Raw genomic sequence first — 23,498 nt, forward strand, 5'->3', positions numbered from 1 at the left:
GGTCGCTCCCCCGCCATGCGGCCCGGTCTCTCCGCGCGGAGCACCCGGTCCGTTCCGGCGGGTGCCGCGATCACCCTGCCGGAACGGGGAATCCCCGGCGACCGCTGCGCGACGCCGCGACCAGACCGCTCCAGTCCGGTCCCAGGACCGACCGCGCCCGAAACCGCAGCGCCCCGACCCGAACAGGACCCCCGGCGACACCGCGACCAGACCGCTCCAGTCCGGTCCCAGAACCGACCGCGCCCGAAACCGCAGCGCCCCGACCCCACCCGACCCGAACAGGACCCCCGGCGACACCGCGACCAGACCGCTCCAGCCCAACCCCAGGACCGACCGCGCCCGAAACCGCAGCACCCCGACCCGGCCGGTCACGGCCCGGCCGCACCGCACTGCCCCACCCCGAGCCCACCAGACCGCGGCCCGCGTCGACCGCGGCCTCAACCAGGCCGTCGCCTCCCCTGCACCGGAACCCGGCCCAGCCGTTCTTGCCGCGAGACCGTCGGCGGCGACGCGTAGCGGGTGCGGCGTTGCCAGGTGCGCGGGGCTCTCCCTGCCTGGCAGGCGATGCGAAGGTCCGTGAGGGGAACCCTGAGGGAATCTGATTCCTTCAGGGTTCCCCTCACCGGCAGCGCAGTCGCGATGGCGGCGACGAGGCCGCACCCCTCGGAAACGGCGGCCTCGTCGCGGCCTGGACCAGGGTCAGCCGTGATACCCGGCCACGATCTTCGTGAACGCGTACTTCGGCTGCGAGATTCCGCTGCACTCCCCGCCGCCCGAGCAGTCCCGGTTGGCCGCCCAGAAAGTGAACCGGCCGAGGTGGTGGCTGGCCGCGTAATCGCGGATCGCGGTGAAGTCCGGCACCGACACGACCTCGCCGGCGTTGTCCGTCTTGCCGTTCATCGACGACAGGCCCGCGTGCCGGTACGCGGTGGCGCTGTCCCAGCCGAACGTCGACTTCAGCTGGGACACCAGGCCGTCCACCGCGGACTTCGTCTTGCCTGCCATGTCGCCGCCGCTGGAGAAGTCGAACGGCATCACCGACCACACGTCCACCGGCGCGCCGATCGCCTTCGCCTGCTTGATCAGCCGCTTGCCCCAGTCGTTCGGGCCGGACGTTTCGGTTCCGATCGTGATCACGACGCGCACGCCGGGGTTCTTCTGCTTGGTGATCTTGACCGCGTTCAGGATCCGGTCCTGCACTGTCGCGTTCTCGAACTCGTCGGTGTTCTCGATGTCGAGGTCGATCGCCTTCAGGCCGTACGCGTCGATCACCTTCTGGTACGCCCCCGCCAAAGCCGTGGCCGAGGAGCACTTCGCGCCGAGTTTCGTGCCGGACCAGCCGCCGAAGGACGGGATGACGTCGCCGCCCGCGTCGCGGATGCTCTTGATCAGCGTTTTGTCCGAACCGGTCAGCGAACGGTCGCCGTCCCACTTCGGGTTGCACGAGCCGTCCGACAGCATGAACGCGAGCGTGAACGTCTTGATCCCGGTCGCGGACATCGCCGCCGACGCGCTGGTCTGCCCGGCCCATTGGTACAGGTACGGCGAAGCGAGCACCGGGTCCGGAGCGGCCGCCAACTGCGGAGCGGACGCGGGCGCGGCCGTGGCCACCCCGGCCGCGGTCGCGAGAGCCGCCCCTGCCGCCGCCGCGAGCGCGGCCAGCCGACGCACTGATTTCATCGTGTTCCTCCCACGAGCACCACGGAACACCTCCGGTTTGAGGCGGCGGGATCAACCCGGGAGGAGTGCACCCGGAAGGGTGCCGTCACACACTGGACTAGACCAAATCAGCGTGTCAAGGGCCGCAGCCCGAACGGCGCAGAAGGCCGGAAACAACGCGCCCGGCCGGTTTTCCCCCGGCTGGGTGGGGCCGAAAGTCAGGGGCGGCCAGCGGCGGTACCCTCCCCCGAGCACCTCGGAGAAGTCGTGGTCGCGGGTCTCCGGCAGGGCCAGCACGCACAAAAAGCTAAGCACCCCGAGCGCGACCGGCACCAGGGAAACCGGCACCGTCGAACCGGTCGATGCCCACAGATCGGTCGAGATCAACGGCACGATCACGCTCGCGACGCTGTAGGCGATCGAAGCACCGGTACCGCGCGCGGAACAGCTCCGGCGGGAACGCGCCCATCGGCCCGTACAGCATCGCGAAACACGCCAGGCCGCCGACGAACCCGAGCGTCAGCAGCACCGGATTTCTCTTCTGCGCCAAGGCGAACAGCGGAAACGCCCACACCACAACGGAAACCGCGGCCGCCGACGGCCCCATCGGTCGGACTTCATCGCCAACACCAGCGTCGCCACGCCCATCACGGTGGCCGCGATGAGCAGGCTGATCAGGACAGCCGTGCGCGGGATGCCGAGCGTGGTCGTCGCCATCGAAAGACGGAACGTCGTGACGGTGCAGAAAAGCGCGAGCACGAACGACAACGTCGACAGCACCAAGACCCGCGGCTGTTTCCGCAGCAGTTCGAACAGCGGGACTTTCGCCTGTTCGGCTTTGTCCAAAGCAGCCTGGAAAACCGGCGTCTCGGCGATCTTGATCCGGATGCAGAACCCGACCGCCGGCCGCACCTCGGAGAACAGGAACAGCAGATTGTCCAGCACGAATCCGATGGCCAGGCCGAGCTGCGGGAAAGCCTAACACAGGCCGCGTTTGCCCGGTGGCGCGTACTCCGTCGACAGCAGCACCGCGCCGCCGAGGCCGATGCCCCGCACGAACGGCAGCACCACCGGCAGGACCGGCGACCAGATGCCGAGCGTGCCGTGATCCGGCGCCAGCCCGAAGGCCACTGTGGACAGTCCCATCACCGGCAAGGAGGTGACCAGCAGGGACTTGCGGCTGATCCGGTCGCCCCAGTGTCCGAACAGGATCGCCCCGACCGGGCGCGCGACGAACCCCACCGCGAAGGTGCCGAGCGAGGCCAGCACCCCGGCGGTCGAGGAGAACGTCGGGAAAAATACTTTCCCGAACACCAGCGCCGCCGCGGTCCCGTAAAGGTAGAAATCGATAGCGGTGCCAATACTGTGCCGATCGTTGCCAATCCGACCACAGCCACGGCCTAATGGCTTCGCAGCAACGGTTACGTGCCGGGCTGGGTCGGCCTGCTTTTGGTCGGATTAGCAAATAGCGGCGGTGGCGACGCGCGACAAGCCGACTCGGGCGGGTACGGTCATTCCGGCTCCCTGGTAGGGTCACGCGTCGCCGGGCAGCTCCTCCATTTTCCGCTGCAGCTTGTTCATCCCGCCGAGCCAGCGGTCGGTTTCGGTGGCGCGCAAGGCATAGAAGTCCGCGACCTCGGCGTGCGGCAGCACGAGGAACCGGTTCTCGGCCATCGCGGCGAACAGCGCGTCGGCCACCTGCGGCGGGTCGATCGCGCTGGCGCCCATCAGCAGTTTGCCGCGTTCGCCGGTCTCCTCCAGCATCGCGGTGCGCACGCCCTGCGGGCAGATCGCCTGTACGGCGATGCCGCGGTGCCGGTAAGTCGCCGACAACCATTCCGCGAACGCCAGCGCGCCGTGCTTGGTCACCGAATACGGAGCCGACCCAAGGCTGCTGAGCACGCCCGCCGCGGACACCGTCGCGACAAACCGGCCCTCGCCGCGCTCCAGCCACGCCGGCAGCAGCAACCGGGCCGCACGGACGTGCGCCATCACGTTGACGTCCCACGCCAGCGACCACGCGTCCTCGTCCGCATTGGCGTCGCCGAACGGCGCGACCCCAGCGTTGGCACAGAAGACGTCGATCTCACCGAGCGTTTCGCGGGCAGCGGTGATCAGGTCGGCCACCCCGGATTCGCTTGCCACGTCACCCGCGAACGACCTACCGCCCACCTCCGCCGCGACCTCGGCGGCTCGGTCCCCGTCGAGGTCCGCGACCACGACGCGAGCCCCGTCCGCCGCGAACCGCCGCGCCAGTGCCGCCCCGATCCCGCCACCACCGCCGGTGATGACGACTCCGGCGCTCACAGACCGCCGCCGAGCGTCACGCCGCCGTCGAGAACGACCGTCTGCCCGGTCATCCAGCCCGCCTCGCCGGAGAGCAGGAACGCCACCGCGCCCGCGATGTCCTCCGGCACACCGAGCCGCTTCATCGGGTACGCCGCAGCGACTTCTTCCTCGCGCCCCTCGTAAAGCGCGGTCGCGAACTGCGTCTTGACCACCGCCGGAGCCACCGCGTTGACCCGGATCCCCGGGCCGAGTTCCGCGCCGAGTTCCTGGGTGAGCCGGATCAGCGCGGCCTTGCTGACGCCGTACATGCCGATGCCCGGCGAGGTGCGGATGCCCGCGATCGAGGCGACGTTGACCACCGACCCGCCGTGCTCGCCCATCCACGCCTCCCGCGCGGCGCGGATCCACGACAGCGGCGCGACCACGTTCACCGCGAAGATCTTGCTCGCGGCGGCCGGGTCGACGTCCAGCGTCGGACCGTAAACCGGGTTGATGCCGGTGTTGTTGACCAGCATGTCGAGACTGCCGAACTTCTCGACCGCGGCGGCGACCGCCTCCTGCTGGTGCGCGGCGTCGTCGGCCTTGCCGGGCACCGCGATCGCGACGTCCGGACCGCCGAGCCGCTCCACGGCCTCCGCGAGCGGCTCCGGCTTGCGCGCGGTGATGCACACCTTCGCCCCGCGCTCGACGAGCCCCTGCGCGATGGCCAGCCCGATCCCCCGGCTGGCCCCGGTGACCAGGGCAACGCGATCCTTGAACGACTCCACCACACCGTCTCCTTGTCCGTCGCTGGACAGCCACCGCTAAGCGGCCGCTTAGCGCAGGATAACGGTGCTGCGGCCCCTCGCAACCTCCAACCGCCGCCTCAGCCGTCACACCACAAAGAGCTACCACCGGTCAAACCCTGCGTATCCGCCCTGGACCGTCGCCTGCGCGGGACGGCCTGAGGCGTGCGGTCGCCCCGCCGTTCTGGTTTGGCTGGGTTTCGGCCAAGGGCCAGGATGCGTACGGCCGCGGGACGCGCGCATCACGCTCGCCGCCAACGGCGTGCGGCGCCGCGGAGCAGCCTCGACTCCGTAGCTGTTTTCACGGCGTTTCTGCCGCTGTAGTGAAATGGTCCCATGCAGGTGCGGAAATGGCGTGCGGCGGGCATCGCGACAGCAACGGCCGTCGCGTTGGGCGCGGTCATCTGGTTCTTCGGCGTTCCGGTGCCGGAGTGGGCAGTCGGCCCGCAGGAAGGAGTCTCCCGGGCAGAGTGGCTGTCGGCCGTCAACAACGCACGCTCGGGATTCCTCACCAGTTTGAGTGTCGTGGCCGCACTCGCGACCGTCGGTCTCGGCATCCGCAAGTACTTCCAGGATCGCGACAAACAACGGCTGGACGAGGACAAGCACCTGATCAGCCAGTTCGACACGGCATGGGGCCGGATGGCCTCGGACGACCCGCTCGTCCGGGCGAACGCGGTGCGCACGCTGGCCCGGTTGATGTCCGATTCTCCCCGGGATCGAGCGTCGATCCTGCGGTCGATCTGCGATCTCCTGCGCAAGCAGACGGAGGATCGCCCCGGCGAAGACCGGGCCGAAGCGGATGTCGTCGCGGCGGTCGACCTCCTGCGCGAACGGTCGCCGCGGGCCGAGACGGATCCGCTCGATCTGGCGAACGTTCGCCTCCCCCGGGCTGACCTGCGCGGCGCGGCGCTTCGCGGAGTCCTGCTCCGCAACGCCGTCCTCTCCAACGCCGACTTGGCCAACGCCGATCTCCGCGAGTCCGCGATGTCCCAAGCAGTGCTACGCGATGCCACCCTCTCCTCCGGGCGGCTCGACGGCGCTGAGCTGGAGCAAGCCGATCTGAGCGGCGCGAAGTTGCACGACGTGTCGGCCGAGGGCGCCTCGCTTGCCGAAGCCGACTTCCGCGGTGCCGATCTGTCCGGAGCTGTCCTGCGCGGGGCCGTTCTGCGGCGCGCACGACTGTCCGAGGCGAAGCTCGACCGAGTCGACTTCACCGGTGCCGACCTGGCCGGCGCGGATCTCTCCGGATCCGACCTCGGCACTGCCGTCGGGCTCACCGGCGAGCAGCTGGCCCGCGCGGTCGGCAAAGCCACTACGCTGCCCCCGTACCTGCGGAAATGACGGTATCCCCGACAGTCGCCGTAGCGGTGCACGACGGGTTCTACGGCTGCGGCACCGGCGCGGGCTACGCCAATTTCGGCACCCTCGGCGCTCTTGCCGATCTCCTGCCCGCCGACGTCCAGCTCGCTGTCCTGCCCCTTCGGCTGGACCGCAGCAGCGCGGAACACCACCCGCAGTGGCACGCCCGGGCTCGGCACCGCCTGCGCAACGCGACGATTCTGCCGGTCGACAACGGAACGGACGGTCAGGACCGCTGGGGCAGCCTCGAAAACTTCCGGCGCTTGGTCCGCTCGACCGCCGATCGGCTGCGTGCCCTGCCGGCGGAGCCCCTCCTGATCATCGCGTTCGACGCCCCGTTCCTGGGACTCGGCTCGGCACTGTCCCCCGCGTTGCTGCCACACCTCGTGCTCGCGCCGCGTTCCAGCGCCGCGATCCACGCACCGCACGACCTCGAACGCCGTGCCTGGGAACGAAACGGAATGCTCTCGGCCGTCGCCGGGGGCGCACGGATCGCGACCATCTCCCCGTTCATGGCCGGCCATCTGCACCGCGAATACGGCATTCCGCGACAGGCGATGACGGCGCTGCCGGACGGCCTGACCGGCGACGACTGGAACGGCTACGGCGACTCGGCCGACCCGGATCTTCCGCCATTCGTCTTCTCGATGGGACGAGCGGAGCCGTACAAAGGATTCGAGGACCTGCTCGCCGCGTGGGACCTCCTCGCTCGCGAAGGCACCGCGCTCCCTCTCTTGCTCATCGCGGCGACGAGCGAAGGTTCCGAGCCCACGCCGTACCAGAACGTCCTGCGCGCCCGGGCCGAGCGACTCGCCGCACCGGTTCGGATGCTGACCCGGTTCACCCCCGACGTCCCGCGGTTGCTCCGGCACCCCGGCTTGCGAGCAGTCGTCGTGCCCTCGCACGCCGAACCTTTCGGCCGGATCCCGATGGAGGCGTTCGCGGCCGGGGCCGCGCCCGTGATCACCACCACGAGCCAAGGTCTCGGCGGCCAGATACGCGACGGCGTCACGGGCTTCCGGTGCGAGCCGAAGTCGCCCCGATCGTTGGCGCTCGCCGTGCGCCGCGCCCTCGAAATGAGCCCGGACCAGCGATCGCGCATGAGAGACCAGGCTCGCCGAGCGGCCCTGCGCGACTACGATCACCCGGCCGCCCTCCGCACCTTCCTGACCAGGGCGGCACCGTGGCTGCGGCTCCGCGGCCCAGACCATCGGATACGGTTGCCGAGCACAGCCCCGCCCGCCGCCGACCCCGAGGAGGTTCGTGTTCACCGCGCCTCCGGTTAAGGTGCCGATCGGGCTCCAAGCACCGCACTGGACCACCGTGCAGGCCGAGCGCCGCGTCCTGGTCGTAGTCCACCACGTCACGTCGCTGCTGCGGCTCCTCGACGTCATCCCGGTCTTCGATTCCGACACTCGCGTGCAACTCGTCTTCACCTGGAACGGATCCGATCCGTTCCGGCACGGGCTGCAGCGTTTCCTCGACGACCTCGGCGTCATCGTCCTCCCGTGGGACCAGGCGATCAACACCGAATTCGACCTCGTGCTCGCCGCCAACCACGGCGGACTCACCGAAATCACCGCGCCCCTGGTCATTCTTCCGCACGGCGTGGGGTATACTAAAATGTCTCCCGGAAACCGGAAACCGGAAACCGGAAACCGGAAACCGGAAACCGGAAACCGGAAACCGGAAACCGGAAACCGGAAACCGTCTACGGCTTGTCGCCTGAATGGCTGTTGTACAGCGGCAGGCCCATCGCGTCGTCTCTGGTGCTCGCCCACCAGGCCGAGTTCGATCGGCTGGCCGCGCTCACCCCCGCCGCCCGCGACACCGCCTTCGTCGCGGGAGATCCTTCCTACGACCGGATGCGCCGCAGCAGGCACCTCCGCGCCCAGTATCGCGAAGCGCTCGGCGTGGCCCCGCACCAGAAACTGGTCACCATCACCAGCACGTGGTGGCGGAATTCCCTGCTGGGCAGCCAGCCTTCGCTCTTCCGCGAGGTCGTCGGCGCTCTCGACCGCGACCGGTACCGGGTCGCGGGCTTGGTCCACCCGAACATCTGGCACGGCCACGGCCCTTGGCAGATCCGCACGTGGCTGGCGGACTGCCAGCGCGCGGGACTGCTCCTGCCGCCGCCCGCCGAGGGCTGGCAGGCCGTGCTCCTGGCTTCCGATCTCGTCGTCGGAGACCACGGCGCCACCACCGCGTACGGCGCCTGCCTCGACATTCCCCTGCTCCTGGCGGCGTTCCCGGAAAGCGACGTGGCACCGGAATCCGTCGGCGAACTGCTGGGCGCGACCGCACCCAGGCTGAACTCCCGCGAACCGCTGGACGTCCAGATCGAACGAGCGGTGCGGACCTACCGCCCGGGCAGCTTCGACGACGTCGCCGCCCTCGTCACGTCCCGTCCCGGCGAAGCCGCGGCCCGGCTGCGCCGGCTGTTCTACGAGCACCTCCGCCTGACCGAACCGGCCTCCGGCCCGATCGTGCCGCTCATTCCCGTCTCCGCCGCGACCGGGCACGCAGCACCTGCCGCCCCGGCGAATTTCATCGTGTGCGAGTCGCGCGAGGACCGTTTCCATCTCACCCGTTACCCCGCCGACGTGGACATCGACCGCTCCGGTTCGGCGAAATTCTCGAACGCCGCTCTCACCGCGCGCGAGGACCACCCCGACGAATCGCTCCGCCGACGCGCCGCGATCGTGTTTTCCGCCAGCGCGACCGGCGACGCCGCGCTCGCCGATCTCCTGCGCCGTCACCCCCATGCGACCGTCGCCGCGTCGAGCGACGGCCGCGTAGCCACCAGGTCGGGGCAGGTGATCGAAACAACGTTCACGGATCCGGAAGTCGCTGCGGCACTGGTTTTCGAGTCCGTCCTCCGCGGTCTCCGTTTACCGCGCGAAGCGACCGTGAGCCGCGGAGACGAGGTCCTACTCGGTGCCTTCGCCCCATCGCGGGTCTTCGATCTCGGCTCGTAGCGCCGCCGCCCGTTGGTCGGCCAGCCGCTCGTACACCGCGGCCGCGTGCTCGATCAGCCGAGCGCCTTCTTCCGGCGGGAGCAGCCTGCCGAGAATCGCAGCGGTATGCGCCTCGAAATCGACCAGCTTCAATTCCTGTTCCAGCACCAGCGCGGCCCGCAGCACCTCCTCGGCGCGAGAATCCTCGGCCGCGGCCAGGACCTCTCCCAGGTTCGCCAGCGACTTGGCGTAGTTGTGCCGGTCCGCGTCGGAGGCGAAGTGGGCCGCCGCGCGCTCGGCCGCCGCCAGCGCCTCCGGCAGCCGCCCCAGCTTCGCCAGGATCGGCGCGCCGTTCATGTCGAGCAACCGCTGCTCGCGAGAACGCAGGCGGCCGGGAAAACCCGGATTCGCCACCAGCTCGGCCGACCGGGCGAAATACTCGATCGCGGCTTCGTACTCCCCCATCCGGTTGTGCACCAAGCCCTGCCATACGAAGGTCTTGGCCAGCATCGTCAGCGCGTCCGGCTCCTCGCCGAGCTCGGCGATGCGCTCCGCCGCGGCGGCGAACTGCCCGGCCGCCTTGTCGTGCGTGTAAGCCGCGAAGTACGCCTTGCCCAGCTCCGTGTGCAGGACGATCAACGGCCGCGCGTCGCCCGTTTCCTCGTGCATCTCCCGCGCGGCCGACAGGCCGAGGGTCTGCACCGCGATCGCGTCCGCGTACCGGCTGCGCTGGAAGAAGAAATTCGTGAGCGCCTCGGCCAGCTGCCACGTGAGGTCCGCGAATCCCGCGGCCGAGGCCATCTCGACCACCTGGCGCAGATTCGCCGCCTCTGCTTCGAGATCGGCGACCGCGCGCCGGTGGCCGTCGCCGTCCGCCTCGTAGGCGGGGGCCACCCGGCCGTCGAACCGGGGACCGAACTGGCGGCGGCCGGACAGCACCAGCGCGCGGGCGACCGCGTAGTCCAAATACGCTTCGGCCAGCCGGCGGCGGATCTCCGCCACGTCGGCGGGATGCTCGTGTCCGTTCGCCAGCCCCCGCGCATGCAGGTGGATGAGCGAATGCATCTCGTGCTGCTCGTCCGACTCGACCACCAGCGTCCAGCGGTGCAGCGCGAACAGCGTGTCGGCGGCGAAGGGCCGATCGGATTCCTCCAGCAGCACGGGCACGACCCAGGACGAGAAGCGCAGACCCGGGTGCAGTCCCAGCCGCCGGTAGAGTTGCTGTTCAAGCGGAGCCAGCGCGTCGTAGGTAGCTTGGTAGACGAACTCCAGCTTGCGATCGCCGTCGACGGTGAAGTGCGCGAACAGGTCGCGCTCGGATTCCAGCCTGCGCAGCAAGGCGGCAGGCCGTTCGTGGCGGCGGATCCGAAGATGCGCACCGGCGATCGTCAAGGCGAGCGGCAAATACCCGGACAGCCGCGCGATCCCGGCCAGCGCGCGCTCCTCCTCCGCGACGACCGACTCGTCCAGTCCGCGGCTCAGCAGCTCCACCCCGTGGCGTTCGGACAGCACTTTCAGCCGCACAGTGGCGAACCCGTGCACCTCGAACGCTTCCGCGCGCAGCCGGCTCGTCGCCAGCACCGCGCTTCCCGGGGATTCCGGCAGCAGATCCAGGATCGACTCCGCCGAGTCGACGTCGTCCAGCACCACCAGCACCTTCCGCCGCGACGTCTCCCTCCGGTAGACCGCGAGCTTGCCGTCCAGCGTCGGCGGGATCAGGTTCGCTTCGAGCTGGAACAGGAAGACGTCGAGGACCTGCTCGACCGTTTTCGCCTGCGCCGAGGCGCTCATCGAGGCGTCCAGCACGCAGTCGAACGAGGGCCGCAGCTCTTGCGCGCACCTGAGCATGACCGCGGTCTTCCCGACGCCGCCGATCCCCTGCAGCACGAACACCCCTTGCCGGGCGGCGGCCTGCTCGGCACGCGCCTGCTCGACCAGGTTCCGGCACTCGTCGGCACGATCGACGAAGTGCCGCGGCGCGAACCTCAGCACAGCGGACTCCGGCGACCAGTCATGACCCCACCCCTCGATCGGCTACCGGCCACCCTACCCAGAACTGGCCGCCGCCGTCACAGCTTGTCAACGATCGGTCACCGCGGATCCAAGACGGATTCGGCGCACTCGCGCATCGCGCCGAGCAGGCGCGGGCCGCACCGCACGCCAGTCACGTTCACGAGCGTGACCTCCCCTGACGGCGATCTCCGGGCACCACCGCCGAAACGGGACGCACGCCCAGAGCGACCGCCCCTAGCGCAACCGCGTCAGGGTGTGCCCGACGTTGCGGCGGGTCGCCCGCGCGGCGGCGTCCGGGTCCCCGGCGTCGATCGCGGCGACGAGATCGTGGTGGGACCGGTGAAGATCGTCGGTGTCCGTTCCGGCGGCGTCCAGCGTCGTGATGCTGCCGGCCACGGCGCGCATCGCGTCCAGGAAGGAGTCGAACACGTCGATCAGCACCGGGTTGTGCGCGGCCAGGACGACCGCCCGGTGGAAGGCGAGATCCGCGTCGAGCAGTTCGGGCAGCGATCCGGCCCGGTCGCGCGCCGCCAGCGCCGCGCGGAGCGCTTCGAGGTCGGCGGCGGTGCGGCGGGTCGCGGCCAGGATGCCCGCTTCGACCTCCAGCGCGACGCGGACCTCGTAGACGTCGATCGCCTGGGCCGTGCGCAGCTTGCGGTCCAAATCGGACAGTGCGGTCTCGGACGCGACGTAGGTGCCCGAGCCTTGCTGGGAGTACAGCTGGCCGGCGGAGATCAGGGCACGCACGGCCTCCCTCGCGGTGGACCGCCCGACTCCGAGCAGCTTGCTCAGTTCGACCTCGTTGGGCAGCTTGGCCCCGACCGGCCATTCGCCTTCGCCGATCAGCCGGCGCAGTTCGGCCGTCGCCGCGTCGACCAGCGAAGTTCGCCGCACCGACCGGACCGTCATGTCCTGCTCCCCTCCGCGGCGAACGCGCCCGGAAGGCAATGTATCAGGTCACCAGCTCCTCAGATGAGTTCGCGGACGACTGAGCGGGCGGGACGCGGTCCCGCAGCCGGGTGCCGAACACCACGGCGACGCCGTACACCGCGAGCACCGCACCGAGGGTGAACCGCAGCCCCCGTGCGTCGGCCAGCCAGCCGAACAGCGGCGAGGCCAGCCCGCCGGCCGACATGGCCAGGCCGAGGGACAGCCCGCTGGCGGTGCCGGGCCGCGCGGGCAGGTAGTCCTGGGCCAGGGTCACCTGGTTGGCGAACGGCAGGAACATGGTCAGCCCCAGCAGCACAGTGCTGAGTTCCAGCACGGGGTAGGCGGGGCTGAACACCACCCCCGCCAGCGCCGGAACGCCCAGGAGGTATCCGGCCCGGATCGGGGTCAAGCGGCCGAACCGATCACCCAGCCAACCGCCGAGCACGGTACCCGCGGCGCCGGCCAGTGTGAACGAGGTCAGCGTGACCGCCGCGGCCGCCGTCGAGGCGTGCAGTTCGCGGATCGCGTACAACGACAGCAGCGAAGTGACTGTCACGTAAGGGATTGACCACCCGACGGTCGCCGCGACCAGCCTGCCGAAGGACCGCCAGTCGTCTTTCATGTCCACAGTGGACACTTTGGCGGCGCTTCCGCCCAGTGGCGGCACGGGGCCTGCTCGGCGATTGAGCAGCCACAGCAACGCCATCACCACCGCCGGGACCGCCAGCAAACAGGTCCCCGAAAGACCGAGCGAGCCGACAACCGCGGTGACGAGGGCGGGGGCGAGCGAACTGCCCAGCGTGCCGCCGACGGAGAACAGGCTCATCGCCCGCTGGGATTTGCCACCCACCGCACGGGCTTGATTGGTGGCGGGCGGATGGTAGGCGGCCACTCCGATTCCCGCGACGGCAACGCAGATCCACGTGAGCGGATAGCTGTCCGCGAAACCGGCGGCGGCGATCCCGGCGGCGGCCACGAGGAATCCCAGCGGCGCCAGCCAGTCGCGCCCGGACCGGTCCGCGATCATGCCGAACACCGGCTGCACGACGCTGGACAAGCCTGTTGCGGCCAAAGCGATTCCGGACACCGCTGCGTAACTGTAGTGCCGTTCGCTCATCAGGAACGGCAACAACGCGGGCACTGCTCCCTGGTACAGGTCGTTGACGACATGGGTCCCGGTCAGGAAGCCCAGTTGAGCCTTTCTCATCGCTTCGCCCGCTCCAGTCGCGGAGGGACGGCTGACGGCTGACCAGCGATACTGGCCAGCGGCAGCAGGCCCTGCTCCCGCTCGGCGGGAACCGCGCAGGCGACAACGAACTCCGCGCGACAGCCGACCGGACCGGCCTCCGCCACGTCGTGGCCCGGATCCGCGAACTGCGCGGCAGTGCCGCCTCGGACCCGGCGACGCCACGGGTCGTTGCTCGCGGGTCTCCCGCGCAGGCCGCTCCGCAGTCTGCCGGGGTCGTGCTCGGCGCTGCCCGGGGGCACCTGGCGGGCGCCGCGGGGAGGCGCGGTGCTCAGCACGTCCAGCCGCAGTGCGGCAGCCCCCCACGACGCGGGCGGGTCTCGCCTGCCGGACCGGACCGCCGCCGCTGCCTCGCCTGCCCGCACTGCCGGTGCCGGATCGCTCATCTCGACTCCTCATGTCATCTGAGGACTTTGACCGTAACCGAGGCTGCGGCATCAGGCAACCCTGGTCAGGGTCCCGCTCCGACCCGCGGCACCGACAGGCGAAAGATCAGATGTAAAGTCCGCCCGTTCACCAACCGAGATCTCGGCCGAACCGCGTGCAGCTTGGGCTGATCCACCCAGATAACGGTGATTATCAGCCAGTTTCCCACTTCCGGGCACCACCCGGAGGGCTCCTTGACGGCCGACGCACCCTCCTGCATAGTCTGCTAGACATCGGATGTCATGGCGCGCAGGACATCTGCCGATGCCTGGTCAAGGAGGACCTGAATGGCCAACCGCCGGCTTCTGAGCATCGTCCTGTCCGCCGTCGCCGGGGTGGCCGGAACGCTCGCCCTCGGCCAGCCGGCCGCCGCGAGCGGGCCGCCGCCGGTGACGGTGTATGCCGCTCCGCGCGCTGACGCGCCGCCCGGAAATCCCTGCACCCGGCCGCGCCCGTGTTCGCTTTCCCAGGCGCAGCAACGGGTTCGGCACCTTCTCCGCACCGGGGCCGGCGCCCGCCGCGACATCGTGCTCAAGCTCGCCGGCGGCTCCTACTACCTCTCCGCTCCCCTGGCGTTCGGCCCGCAGGACTCCGGCCGCAACGGCCACACCGTGACCTGGCAGCAGGCGACCGACGCCGCCGTGACGATCAGCGGCGGCCGGCCGTTGCGCCCGGCCTGGCAGCCCGCGGCTCCCGGCAGCAAGATCATGGCGGCGACCGTCCCGGCCGGGCTGGATTTCGACGGCCTGTTCGTCAACGGGCAGCGCCAGATCCTGGCCCGCTATCCGAACTACGATCCGGACGCGGCCCGGCTGCAGGGGTCGGTCTCGCTGGCCGATCTGGGGCGGGAGTCGGCGAAGTGGTCGAACCCGTCGACCGCGCTGGTGCGCGCGATGCACTGCGGCGACTGGGGTTCGGTCTCGTTCACCGTCAGCGGCCGCACCGGCGACGGGCTCGCTCTGCACTATGTCGGCGACAACAACCGGCCGCGGGACTGCGGGCTGACGAAGGGGAACGGGCCCGGCCGGATCGGACCGGCGATGGCCGAGAACGTCAAGGAGGAACTCGACGCCCCCGGCGAGTGGTTCTACGAGCGGACGAGCGGCCGGCTGCTCTACTATCCGCCGGAGGGAACCGATCTTTCCGCCGCGACGGTCGAAACCGCTGAGCAGGACCAGCTGATCACCCTCGCCGGGACCTCCCCGGCCAACCCCGTCCACGACATCACGCTGCGCGGACTGCACTTCGCCGCCACTCACCGCACGCTTTTCGACAGCACCTTCGAAGCCGACGCCAAGGGCGACTGGGCAGTGGTCCGCAAGGGCGCGGTGCATCTGAAGAACGCCGCGGACATCGCAGTCACCGGATCATTTTTCGACCAGCTCGGCGGCAACGGCGTATTCCTGGACGGCTACACCAAGCACAACACGGTCAGCGACAACAAGTTCGAGTCCGACGGAGCCACGGACGTCCAGATCGTCGGCTCGCCGAGCGCGGTACGCGACTACTCCGGCAACTATGACGACACCGTGTCCGTCTCCGACACCGCGCCCGGGCCGAAGACCGACGACTATCCCCGCGACATCGTCGTGCGGAACAACCGCATGCGGAGCATGGGCCGGTTCGAGAAGCAGTCCTCCGGGGTCAACATCTCCATGAGCGCGAATGTCACCGTCGACGGCAACACTATCTCCGACAGCCCGCGCGCGTGCCTCAACATCGAGGACGGCACCTGGGGCGGGCACGACATCAAGAACAACGACCTCTTCGACTGCGTCAAGGAAACCGGCGACAACGGCTCGGTCAACGTGTGGGGACGCGGCCGGTTCTGGGCCAGTTCCGGCAACAACACTCTCGCGCCGGGCACGAGCTTCGAAGGCTCCACCGGCACCGCGCTGACCGACGCCCAGGCCCGGCACCTGATGAAGCGCGACGTCGTCCGGCCCATCACCGTCCAGCACAACCGGTTCTGGCACGCCGGCGACTGGGCCATCGACCTCGACGACGGATCGTCGGACTTCCGGTTGCTGGACAACCTCATCCTCAAGGGCGGCATCAAACTGCGCGACGGGTACGAGCGCACGGTGCGGAACAACCTGCTCGTGGACGGCTCGATCTACGAACAGGTCAGCCACTCCGGCTGCGGCGACGTCATCGAGCACAACATCACCCTCGGGCCGCAGGCGTACAGCAACGTGCTGAACAACCCGTCCACGGCCCAGTACGGCGTCGACCGCAATCTCTTCTGGAACGACCATTACCCGGTTTACGTCAATCCCGACGGCAGCGGCAACGAGGCGCTTTCCGCGGACGGCGCCACGATCAACCCCCAGTCGGCCTGGGTTCGCGCCGGAATGGACCCGCACTCGCTCGTCGCGGACCCGGAATTCACGGCGGCCGACCCGACAGCGAGCTACGACTTCACCGTCGCCTCCGGCTCGCCCGCGGTCAGCCTCGGATACGCCAACTTCCCGATGACCGGTTTCGGGGCCGCCGGCGGACCGCTTCCGCCCAAGGCGGCCTTCGCTTACGGCCCAGGCTCGGGCGGGCCAGCCAACGGGCTGATCGTCCAGCCTGAAATGCTGATGGGAGCCGCCGCGACCAATATCCCGTCGCTCGCCGTCCAGTCGTCGCTCGGCTTGACCAAGCCTTACGGCCTTTACCTGACCTCGGTGCCAGAAGGCAGCTATGCGGCTCAGCACGGGCTGCGGACCGGTGACGACATCACGGCCGTCAACGGCACCTCAGTGACCGACGATCGCAACACTTTCTGGCTCAGCTACAACAAACTCGCCCCGGGTGCGCCGATCACGCTGACCGTGCGGCGCGGGCAGGCCGACGTCACTGTCCGTCTTGGCAAGACGCTCGGATCCGAATTGCTCAACAACACCTCCGGCGTCGTCTACACCACCGCCGGATCCCCGTCGACGGGATGGATCTGGCGCGGTAAAACGGCCGGAGGCGCGAATTCCTACCTCGACGACATCTGGGCGACGCAGAATGCCGGGGACTCGTGGAGTTTGACGTTCTCCGGAACGGGGATCGACATCATCTCCGAAACCAACACCGACGAGGGCGACGTCGACCTGACCTTGGACGGCGCCCCCGATCGGACGGTCAGTTTCGTCACGCCGGCCCGGGAGTATCAGTCGACAGTCGCGACCATCTCGGGCCTGCGGCCGGGCGTGCATACCGTTACGGGCACGATGAAGAACGGCAGTTACCTGATCGTGGATGCTTTCCGGACTCATCCGTAGCTGACGCTCAACGCGATCTTCTACTCGGTACGCGAACCGCCCGTCAGGTGGGCGAGCACATTGACGACATTCCCGCCCGGATCCTCCACAAAAAACCGCCGCACGCCCCACGACTCGTCGGTCAACGGATAAACCACCCGCAGCCCACGCCGCACCGCCTCCGCATGAGCCGCATCGACCGCCTCCGGGCCGCCGAGGTCGATACCCCAGCGAGGAACGGGATCACCGCTTCCAGGCGGAAGCACAAGCACCTGAGCAACCGGATTGTCCCCGCTACGCAAGCCAAGAGCAGGAGAATCCATAGCGACCTCGAACCCCAGAACCTGAACATAGAAATCACGGGTCGCGACGTCGTCGGAACCTTCGGAGTAGGCAATGATGCGTTTGATCACCCGGAGAGCGTCCCAGACCAGGCGGACCGAGTCTTGGAGAAAGAGGAGCTAACCGCCAGCGGAGTAAACGATGCGGCGGTGCCGTCCGGGACGCTGGACCCGCCAGTGCCGCCCGCGCGACGACGACCGGCCCGCGCCGCGCGCCGCGAGCGCGAGGTGACGCTCAGCGAACTGTTCGGCGGTGATGCTCATCAGAACGGGGTACTTGACCTCCCCGCGCAGCAACTCGGCGTCGCGGAGCCGGCCCTCTTCCCGAAAGCCCAGCTCGCCGTGCAGCGACAGCGAGGCGAAGTTGCTGCCATTGACGCTCACCTCGCACGCCCGGTACCGGCACCGCTCGAACATGAACGCCAGCAGCAGCGCGACCGCGTCGGCGGCGTAACCGCAGCGGCGGTGCTGCGGGCCGATCCCGACGCCGTAGCTGAACCGGCCGGAGAACGGATCCGTTTCGACCCACACGGAGCCGACCAGCGTCCGGTTGTGCAGGGTTTCGATCGCGAAGTGGAAGCCGTCCGGGGAGGAGTGCCCGCGGTGCGTCGCCCAGTGCCGGTAGCCGCCGACCTGCGGGTCGCGCGCCCGGACGGAGTCCCGGTCGAATCCGGCGAGGGTGCGCTGGTCGCCGGGGCGGACCTCGCGCAGCCGCACCTTCCGTCCGACCTCGTCGACCCGCCACGGGGCGACAGCGCCGGACCCGGCCCGCCGAGACGCATTCGTGATCATCGGGAGTGATGGTACCGGGCCGCGTCCGGGCGGGTTTCAGGAGAATCCCCCATCGGCACCGGACCCCGTCACTCCGTGCGGTTTCCCTTCACCGGAGCGGGTTTTTCCGGATCGAACCGCCCCGGTTCGGGAGTCAGCGAGGGCCCGGCGAAATCCGGGCAGGCGAACGCGGGGGCGAGCAGGTGCTTCTGGGCAGCATCGCACGAGACGCCGGTGAAGTACCCGCTGGTCGTGCCCGTTCACAGGCCGCCGGGCACGATGCAGTCGGGGTCGCTCCGCACGAACGGCCCCAGGCCCCCGGCTGCCGGGATCGAAGGCGCAGGCCACCAGGTACGAGACGGGCGGGTACACCCCACGGTCCTCTTCGGCTGCACGGCAGGCCAGGCGGACGACGCAGTCCTGGAGATCCGCCCTGGCGTCCGGAGCGAAGAGGCTGGAATACGCACCGGCGTGATGCCGCTCGACCTTCGGCTGAACGGGGATCTTCAGCCCGGCGATGCCCTCGGACCAGTTCTGCGCCGGGGTGTCGACAAACGGCCGGGCCAGGTCGACGCGCCCGTAGCCGGGGAGGCTGGTCGGCGCGAGTGCGGTGGCGGGGGTGCGCACGGCGGACTGCTCCCCGCGGTCCCCTGCTTCCACCGGCAGAAACCCGCCTCCCCGACGGCCGCCACCCTGCGCCGACGCGCCCGGCGCCGCAGACCGGTCCAAGCTTCCTTTTCGGCGTACCGCTGCCAATCCGGGTCCATCAGGTCCGGGTGGCTCTCGATGTCGATCTCGCAGCGAAAGATCGACAACCGCGAGCAGGCGTTACGAGCGGCCGGGCTTGGCGATCATTTCGAAATCCAGGCGGGGTCACATCAATTTGCACGGAATGTCGGCATTTTCGTCGAGATGATACGAAGCGCACACGCGGTGGTAACCGTCCGCGATGACCAGGTCGTCGACCGTCTCGAATCCGGGATGGCCGTGCCCGCGCACGAGCAGGACCGGCGAGAGCGCCTTGCCGCCCTTGACCTTCTCCAGGTCCTTCGCGACGTGCGCGTTGTCCTCGGGGAGCAGCTTCAGCCTGCTGGCCCGGAGGATGTCCTTCGCTTTGCGGTGCGTCAGTTTCGCGTCTTTCAGCTGATCGACCAGACCGGCCGCGGTGTCCTCGGGCGCGACCAGGGTGAGATAGTCGAATGCTGCCGGATAATCGTGCTCGTCCGGTTCGTCTTTCCAGTGCTCTTTCACAACGCCTCCCTCGATTCGACGGGAGTCATTGTCGTCCGGTCCGAGGCGGGCGGGCCAGGTCCGTCGCCCGTCTGCGAAGCGGAACGCGTCAACGGCGGATCAGCCCCTGTGCCTTCCCCGCCGCCACCGCCGCGGTCCGGGAATCCACTCCGAGCTTCGGGTAAATGTGCGCCAAATGCGATTTCACCGTCGCCTCGCTCAAAAACAGCCGTTTGCTGATCTCCAGGTTCGACAACCCGTCCGCGACCAGCCCCAGCACCTCGATCTCCCGGGGCGACAACGCGGCCGCCGGGGCGCGCATGCGGTTCATCAGCCGGTGGGCGACCGCGGGGGCCAGGACGGTCTGCCCGGTGGCGGCGTTGCGCACCGCGGCGGCGAGGTCTTCCGGCGGGGCGTCCTTCAGGAGATACCCGGTCGCGCCTGCTTCGATCGCGGCCAGGATGTCGCCGTCGGTGTCGTATGTCGTCAGGACCAGGACTTTCGGCGCGCCGGCCGCCGCGGTGATCTCCGCGGTTGCTTCCGAGCCGTGCGTTCCGGAGCCGAACTGGAGGTCCATCAGCACGACGTCCACGCCCGCCGCCAGCCGCACGGCCTCCTCCGCGGAGGACGCTTCGGCGACGACTTCCAGGTCCGGTTCGGTTTCCAGGACGGCGCGCAATCCGGCGCGGACGACGGGGTGGTCGTCGGCGAGCAGGAGGCGGATCATCGCGGGTCCACCGGGAAGCTCACGGCCAGCGCGGCGCCGTTGCCGGGCGACGATTCCACGGTCCACGAGCCGCCGAGGGAGCGGGCGCGGGCGCGCATCGCGGGCAGGCCGAAGCCGCTGCCGCCGCGTACTTCCCGCGGTTCGAAGCCGATGCCGTCGTCCACGGCGTCCAGGGTGATGCTCGTGTCCATGTAACTCAAGGTCAGCTCGGCCCGGCCGGCTGCGGCGTGCCGGACGGTGTTGGCCAGCGCAGACTGGGCGATCCGCAGCAAGGCGACCTCGTACGCGGTCGGCACGTCGAACGGGGCGCCGCTGAGGTGAAAGTGGACAGTCAGACCGGAACGCTGCTGCGTGGTCGCGCACAGACGTTCCAACGCCGCGGGCAAGGAAGCTCCTTCCAGTTCCACCGGGGCCAGTGCGTAGACGAGGCGGCGGGCTTCGGTGAGGTTGTCTTGCGCGGCTTGCCGGGCCTGCGTGACGTGCGGGACCGCGGCGTCGGGACGGTCCGGCAGCGCGCGTTCGGCGGCGCGGAGCAGCAGGTGGATGCTCGACAGGCCCTGTGCGAGGGTGTCGTGGATTTCCCGCGCGAGGCGTTCCCGTTCGGCCAGGACGCCGGCGGAGTGTTCCATCGCGGCGAGGTCGTCGCGGGTCTCGCGCAGCTCCTCGATGAGCTGCCGTCGTTGCTCGCTTTCGCGGTAGAGCACCTGGTAGCCGAGCACGGTGGCGATCGCGACCGCGGCCCCGAGCGCCGGGCCGATGATCACGCCGACGCTGAATCCGCCTTGGTGGCGCGTGAAACCGGCGATCGCCAGGACCGCGGTCAGCGCGACGACGGCCGGACCCCAGCGCGTCGGCAGCAGGTGCATGTGCAGGAAGTACAACGGGAAAGCCAGCCACACCCCGTCGGGCGTGAGCCACAGCAGCACGAGCCACGCGACGCCCAGTACGGCCAGCCATCCGGCCGTCGCGCCCGGCAGCCGGCCGACGCGAGGCAGCAGCGGGCCCGCGGTGTAGACGCCGCCCATCACCAGCGCGCCCGCCAGCACCGCGGGCGCGTGCGGCACTCCGTCGGCGAACGCGCGCGCGACGGCGAGCACCAGCAGTCCGGCCAGCAGGAGGTGCAGGCAGACGCGCAGGACGCGCAACGGCCGGTCGAGGGTGTGCGGGTTCACGAAAGCGGCTACCTCCCCCGTCGATTGTCCGTGTCCCGGGCGGATTTCGCATCAATCGAAAGGTTGAGCGGCGTGTGCACCCATCGATTCCCGGGAGACCGTCCGCGGCGCGATGTTCCCGCGCCCCGGCCGGACGAGGCTGGGAAGCACACCGAGAAGGAAGGGACGCACATGTTCGTCGCGTGGCGGGATCTGCGCTTCGCCAAGGGGCGGTTCGCGCTGATGGGGACCGTCGTCGTGCTGATGACACTGCTGGTCGGGCTGTTGTCCGGGCTGAGCGCGGGGCTGGCCGCGCAGAGCACGTCCGCGATCACCGGGTTGAAGGCCGACCACCTGGTCTTCGCCGAACCCGGCAGCGGATCGCTCTCGTTTGGACAGTCCACAGTGACCCGTGAGCAGGCCGAGCAGTACGCCCGGGTTCCGGGAGTGACCAGCGCGGAACCGATCGCGGTCAGCACGGCCAGCGCGACGGCCGGCGAGCGCACCGCGACGTTGGCGGCGTTCGGAGTCCGAAACCAGCGCCCGGGCACCGTGGTGTTGTCCACAGATGCGGCCGACGCGTTGACGGCCCGCGAAGGCGACCAGCTCACCTTGCAAGGCCAGAAAGTCACCGTTTCCGCCATCTCCGGGGACGATTCCTACAGCCATCTCCCGGTGGTGTGGACGCACCTCGCCGGTCCAAACGCGACAGTGCTCGCGGTGACCGCTGACCCGTCCACCGACATCGCCGCCGCGGACGCACGCCTCGGCACCCGTACCGTCACGAAGGACGACGCGTTGTCCGCGATCGGTTCCTACTCGGCGGAAAACGGCTCGCTCCAGCTCATGCGCGGCTTCCTGTTCGTGATCTCCGCGCTGGTGATCGGCGCGTTCTTCACCGTGTGGACGATCCAGCGCAGCCGCGACATCGCGGTGCTGAAAGCGCTCGGCGCGACCACGAAGTACCTGCTGCGGGACGCGCTCGGCCAGGTCGTCGTGCTGCTGGCCGGCGGGACCGCGCTCGGGACCGGACTCGCCGCCGCGCTCGGAGCGGTCGCGTCGGGGACGGTGCCGTTCGTGCTCAGCGCGGGCACCTTGCTCGGCCCGGCCGCGGTGCTGGTGGTGCTCGGGGTGCTCGGCGCCGCCCTCGCGGTCCGCCGCATCACCTCCGTCGACCCGCTGACCGCCCTCACCTCCGGAGCGCGCTGATGAGCCTGCACCTGTCCGGCATCACCCTCACCTACCCCGACGGCGATTCCCGCCTCACCGCCCTCGACCAGGTCGATCTCCACGTGCCCGCCGGGAGCGTCGCCGCGGTGGCCGGACCGTCCGGATCCGGCAAATCGAGCCTGCTGGCCGTCGCCGCGACGCTCGTCCGGCCCGATCGCGGACGCGTGGCCGTCGGCGGCGTCGACACCACCGGCCTGGACCGCGCCGCGCTGGCGGAACTGCGGCGCACCAAGATCGGGATCGTGTTCCAGCAACCGAATCTGCTGGCGTCGCTCACCGCGCTCGAACAACTGGAAGTCATGGCGCACCTGAGCCGAACCCCACGCCGCGAGGCGAGGAAACGAGCCGCGGAGCTGCTCGACGCCGTCGGGCTGGCCGATCGCGCGACGCACCGGCCGGGACGGCTTTCCGGCGGACAGCAGCAACGGGTGACCATCGCGCGCGCCTTGATGAACGAGCCCGCCGTGCTGCTGGTCGACGAGCCGACGAGCGCCCTGGACCAGGACCGCGGAGCGGCAGTGGTCGATCTGCTCACTACGATCACGCACCAGCAGGCGACGGCAACCGTACTGGTCACCCACGACCGCTCCCACCTCGAAGGAGTCGACTCGGTGCACGAGGTCGTCGACGGACGGATCCACCAGCCGGCCCGGGCCTGCGCCGAGGAGAACCGATGACGAAGAAGATCTGCTGGGCCGCCGCGATCTACCCGATCCTCGGCCTGCTCGGCGGGCTGTACTACCGCGAACTGACCAAGGCGGAGCACTTCGCCGGCGACACCCAGCTGTCCATTGTGCACACTCGCTTGCTCGCGCTCGGGACGCTGGTGTTCCTGATCGTCCTGGTGCTGGACAAGGTGTTCACGCTGTCGGCGACGAGGTCGTTCGCGCCGTTCTTCTGGGTTTACCACGCCGGGATGCTCGTGCACGGCACGCTCACTGTGCTGGGCAGGGAATCCGGCGCGGCGATCGCCGGCATCCGTAAGCCCGCTGACGCGAAAGCGTGACGTGAGGGGGACGGCGGGCCTTGTCCTGAGCTGAGACCGGCGTTACGCTTCGTCAACGGCGGTGCGCCCGCACCGTCCGTTCCGCTCGCTCTTGAGGAGGTGCGCGTGCTTCTGACTTCCGGGCAGCTCGCCGACCTCC

22 protein-coding genes are annotated in these 23,498 nt (G+C 69.6%); 7 read left to right on the top strand and 15 right to left on the bottom strand.

Annotated features, from left to right (window positions below; translation table 11 throughout):
- Positions 1–699 precede the first annotated feature (699 nt).
- From BM362_RS20570 to BM362_RS20585, 6 genes are all read right to left on the bottom strand, one after another.
- Complete coding sequence (locus tag BM362_RS20570) at positions 700–1,680, bottom strand: chitinase (RefSeq protein ID WP_208865276.1); 981 nt, start codon at positions 1,678–1,680, stop codon at positions 700–702.
- A gap of 51 nt (positions 1,681–1,731) precedes the next feature.
- A complete protein-coding gene (locus tag BM362_RS49120) occupies positions 1,732–2,058 on the bottom strand; it encodes a hypothetical protein (RefSeq protein ID WP_232791563.1) in 327 nt (108 codons plus the stop codon).
- A gap of 120 nt (positions 2,059–2,178) precedes the next feature.
- Complete coding sequence (locus tag BM362_RS49125; protein WP_244287224.1) at positions 2,179–2,604, bottom strand: MFS transporter; 426 nt, start codon at positions 2,602–2,604, stop codon at positions 2,179–2,181.
- A 33-nt stretch (positions 2,605–2,637) separates the two neighbouring features.
- A complete protein-coding gene (locus BM362_RS49130) occupies positions 2,638–2,973 on the bottom strand; it encodes an MFS transporter (protein WP_244287225.1) in 336 nt (111 codons plus the stop codon).
- A 219-nt stretch (positions 2,974–3,192) separates the two neighbouring features.
- Entirely contained in the window at positions 3,193–3,966 is a 774-nt protein-coding gene (locus tag BM362_RS20580; RefSeq protein WP_093574245.1) for an SDR family oxidoreductase, read from the bottom strand.
- Entirely contained in the window at positions 3,963–4,715 is a 753-nt protein-coding gene (locus tag BM362_RS20585; RefSeq protein WP_093574477.1) for an SDR family oxidoreductase, read from the bottom strand. Before BM362_RS20585 ends, BM362_RS20580 begins: the two co-directional genes overlap by 4 nt.
- 354 nt (positions 4,716–5,069) lie before the next feature.
- Between BM362_RS20585 and BM362_RS20590 the strand changes: the two genes are divergently transcribed.
- From BM362_RS20590 to BM362_RS47540, 3 genes are all read left to right on the top strand, one after another.
- Positions 5,070–6,077: a pentapeptide repeat-containing protein gene (locus BM362_RS20590; RefSeq protein ID WP_067578893.1), complete on the top strand. Its 1,008-nt coding sequence runs from the start codon at positions 5,070–5,072 to the stop codon at positions 6,075–6,077.
- Complete coding sequence (locus BM362_RS20595; protein WP_093574246.1) at positions 6,074–7,381, top strand: glycosyltransferase family 4 protein; 1,308 nt, start codon at positions 6,074–6,076, stop codon at positions 7,379–7,381. Before BM362_RS20590 ends, BM362_RS20595 begins: the two co-directional genes overlap by 4 nt.
- A 432-nt stretch (positions 7,382–7,813) precedes the next feature.
- Positions 7,814–9,073 carry a hypothetical protein gene (locus BM362_RS47540; RefSeq protein ID WP_093574247.1) on the top strand — a complete coding sequence of 420 codons (1,260 nt, stop codon included), beginning with the start codon at positions 7,814–7,816 and terminating at the stop codon, positions 9,071–9,073.
- Here the strand turns inward: BM362_RS47540 and BM362_RS20605 are convergent.
- From BM362_RS20605 to BM362_RS20620, 4 genes are all read right to left on the bottom strand, one after another.
- Positions 9,026–11,044: an NB-ARC domain-containing protein gene (locus tag BM362_RS20605; RefSeq protein WP_093574248.1), complete on the bottom strand. Its 2,019-nt coding sequence runs from the start codon at positions 11,042–11,044 to the stop codon at positions 9,026–9,028. The two genes, BM362_RS47540 and BM362_RS20605, sit on opposite strands and share 48 nt — an antisense overlap.
- A 255-nt stretch (positions 11,045–11,299) precedes the next feature.
- Positions 11,300–11,974 (bottom strand): FadR/GntR family transcriptional regulator, encoded by a 675-nt coding sequence (locus BM362_RS20610; protein WP_067578900.1) that lies wholly within the window; start codon positions 11,972–11,974, stop codon positions 11,300–11,302.
- A 43-nt stretch (positions 11,975–12,017) separates the two neighbouring features.
- Entirely contained in the window at positions 12,018–13,202 is a 1,185-nt protein-coding gene (locus BM362_RS20615) for an MFS transporter (protein WP_093574249.1), read from the bottom strand.
- Positions 13,199–13,627, bottom strand: coding sequence for a hypothetical protein (locus BM362_RS20620; protein ID WP_093574250.1), 429 nt, complete (start codon positions 13,625–13,627; stop codon positions 13,199–13,201). Before BM362_RS20620 ends, BM362_RS20615 begins: the two co-directional genes overlap by 4 nt.
- Before the next feature lie 327 nt (positions 13,628–13,954).
- Here BM362_RS20620 and BM362_RS20625 point away from each other — a divergent pair, with 327 nt between their 5' ends.
- A complete protein-coding gene (locus BM362_RS20625; RefSeq protein ID WP_093574251.1) occupies positions 13,955–16,924 on the top strand; it encodes a PDZ domain-containing protein in 2,970 nt (989 codons plus the stop codon).
- A 20-nt stretch (positions 16,925–16,944) separates the two neighbouring features.
- On the opposite strand, the gene BM362_RS20630 is transcribed toward BM362_RS20625, so the two are convergent.
- From BM362_RS20630 to BM362_RS20650, 5 genes are all read right to left on the bottom strand, one after another.
- Entirely contained in the window at positions 16,945–17,316 is a 372-nt protein-coding gene (locus BM362_RS20630) for a VOC family protein (RefSeq protein WP_093574252.1), read from the bottom strand.
- Between the two features lie 48 nt (positions 17,317–17,364).
- Positions 17,365–17,961, bottom strand: coding sequence for a GNAT family N-acetyltransferase (locus BM362_RS20635; RefSeq protein WP_093574478.1), 597 nt, complete (start codon positions 17,959–17,961; stop codon positions 17,365–17,367).
- A 927-nt stretch (positions 17,962–18,888) separates the two neighbouring features.
- The gene (locus tag BM362_RS20640; RefSeq protein WP_093574253.1) at positions 18,889–19,266 is read right to left on the bottom strand and encodes a hypothetical protein; all 378 of its coding nucleotides are present in this window, start codon (positions 19,264–19,266) and stop codon (positions 18,889–18,891) included.
- A gap of 88 nt (positions 19,267–19,354) precedes the next feature.
- Positions 19,355–19,972 carry a response regulator gene (locus BM362_RS20645; protein WP_093574254.1) on the bottom strand — a complete coding sequence of 206 codons (618 nt, stop codon included), beginning with the start codon at positions 19,970–19,972 and terminating at the stop codon, positions 19,355–19,357.
- Positions 19,969–21,144, bottom strand: coding sequence for a sensor histidine kinase (locus BM362_RS20650; RefSeq protein WP_093574255.1), 1,176 nt, complete (start codon positions 21,142–21,144; stop codon positions 19,969–19,971). The genes BM362_RS20645 and BM362_RS20650 overlap by 4 nt, the downstream gene beginning before the upstream one ends.
- A gap of 171 nt (positions 21,145–21,315) precedes the next feature.
- Between BM362_RS20650 and BM362_RS20655 the strand changes: the two genes are divergently transcribed.
- From BM362_RS20655 to BM362_RS20665, 3 genes are read left to right on the top strand one after another with little or no spacing between them, the layout of a single operon-like run.
- On the top strand, positions 21,316–22,332 hold the full coding sequence (locus BM362_RS20655; protein ID WP_093574256.1) for an ABC transporter permease: 1,017 nt from the start codon (positions 21,316–21,318) through the stop codon (positions 22,330–22,332).
- Positions 22,332–23,030, top strand: coding sequence for an ABC transporter ATP-binding protein (locus BM362_RS20660; RefSeq protein WP_067578918.1), 699 nt, complete (start codon positions 22,332–22,334; stop codon positions 23,028–23,030). Before BM362_RS20655 ends, BM362_RS20660 begins: the two co-directional genes overlap by 1 nt.
- A complete protein-coding gene (locus tag BM362_RS20665; protein WP_093574257.1) occupies positions 23,027–23,359 on the top strand; it encodes a DUF2871 family protein in 333 nt (110 codons plus the stop codon). Before BM362_RS20660 ends, BM362_RS20665 begins: the two co-directional genes overlap by 4 nt.
- The last annotated feature ends 139 nt before the right edge of the window (positions 23,360–23,498 follow it).

It is taken from the genome of Amycolatopsis rubida, from assembly GCF_900115345.1.
GTDB classification, from domain to species: Bacteria; Actinomycetota; Actinomycetes; order Mycobacteriales; family Pseudonocardiaceae; genus Amycolatopsis; species Amycolatopsis rubida.

Bases quoted from the DNA above. Each gene is read 5' to 3' on its own strand.
- BM362_RS20590 (WP_067578893.1), top strand. From the start codon at position 5,070: ATGCAGGTGCGGAAATGGCGTGCGGCGGGCATCGCGACAGCAACGGCC.
- BM362_RS20655 (WP_093574256.1), top strand. From the start codon at position 21,316: ATGTTCGTCGCGTGGCGGGATCTGCGCTTCGCCAAGGGGCGGTTCGCG.
- BM362_RS20625 (WP_093574251.1), top strand. From the start codon at position 13,955: ATGGCCAACCGCCGGCTTCTGAGCATCGTCCTGTCCGCCGTCGCCGGG.
- BM362_RS20570 (WP_208865276.1), bottom strand. From the start codon at position 1,680: ATGAAATCAGTGCGTCGGCTGGCCGCGCTCGCGGCGGCGGCAGGGGCG.
- BM362_RS20665 (WP_093574257.1), top strand. From the start codon at position 23,027: ATGACGAAGAAGATCTGCTGGGCCGCCGCGATCTACCCGATCCTCGGC.
- BM362_RS20595 (WP_093574246.1), top strand. From the start codon at position 6,074: ATGACGGTATCCCCGACAGTCGCCGTAGCGGTGCACGACGGGTTCTAC.
- BM362_RS20645 (WP_093574254.1), bottom strand. From the start codon at position 19,972: ATGATCCGCCTCCTGCTCGCCGACGACCACCCCGTCGTCCGCGCCGGA.
- BM362_RS20615 (WP_093574249.1), bottom strand. From the start codon at position 13,202: ATGAGAAAGGCTCAACTGGGCTTCCTGACCGGGACCCATGTCGTCAAC.
- BM362_RS20660 (WP_067578918.1), top strand. From the start codon at position 22,332: ATGAGCCTGCACCTGTCCGGCATCACCCTCACCTACCCCGACGGCGAT.
- BM362_RS20610 (WP_067578900.1), bottom strand. From the start codon at position 11,974: ATGACGGTCCGGTCGGTGCGGCGAACTTCGCTGGTCGACGCGGCGACG.
- BM362_RS20620 (WP_093574250.1), bottom strand. From the start codon at position 13,627: ATGAGCGATCCGGCACCGGCAGTGCGGGCAGGCGAGGCAGCGGCGGCG.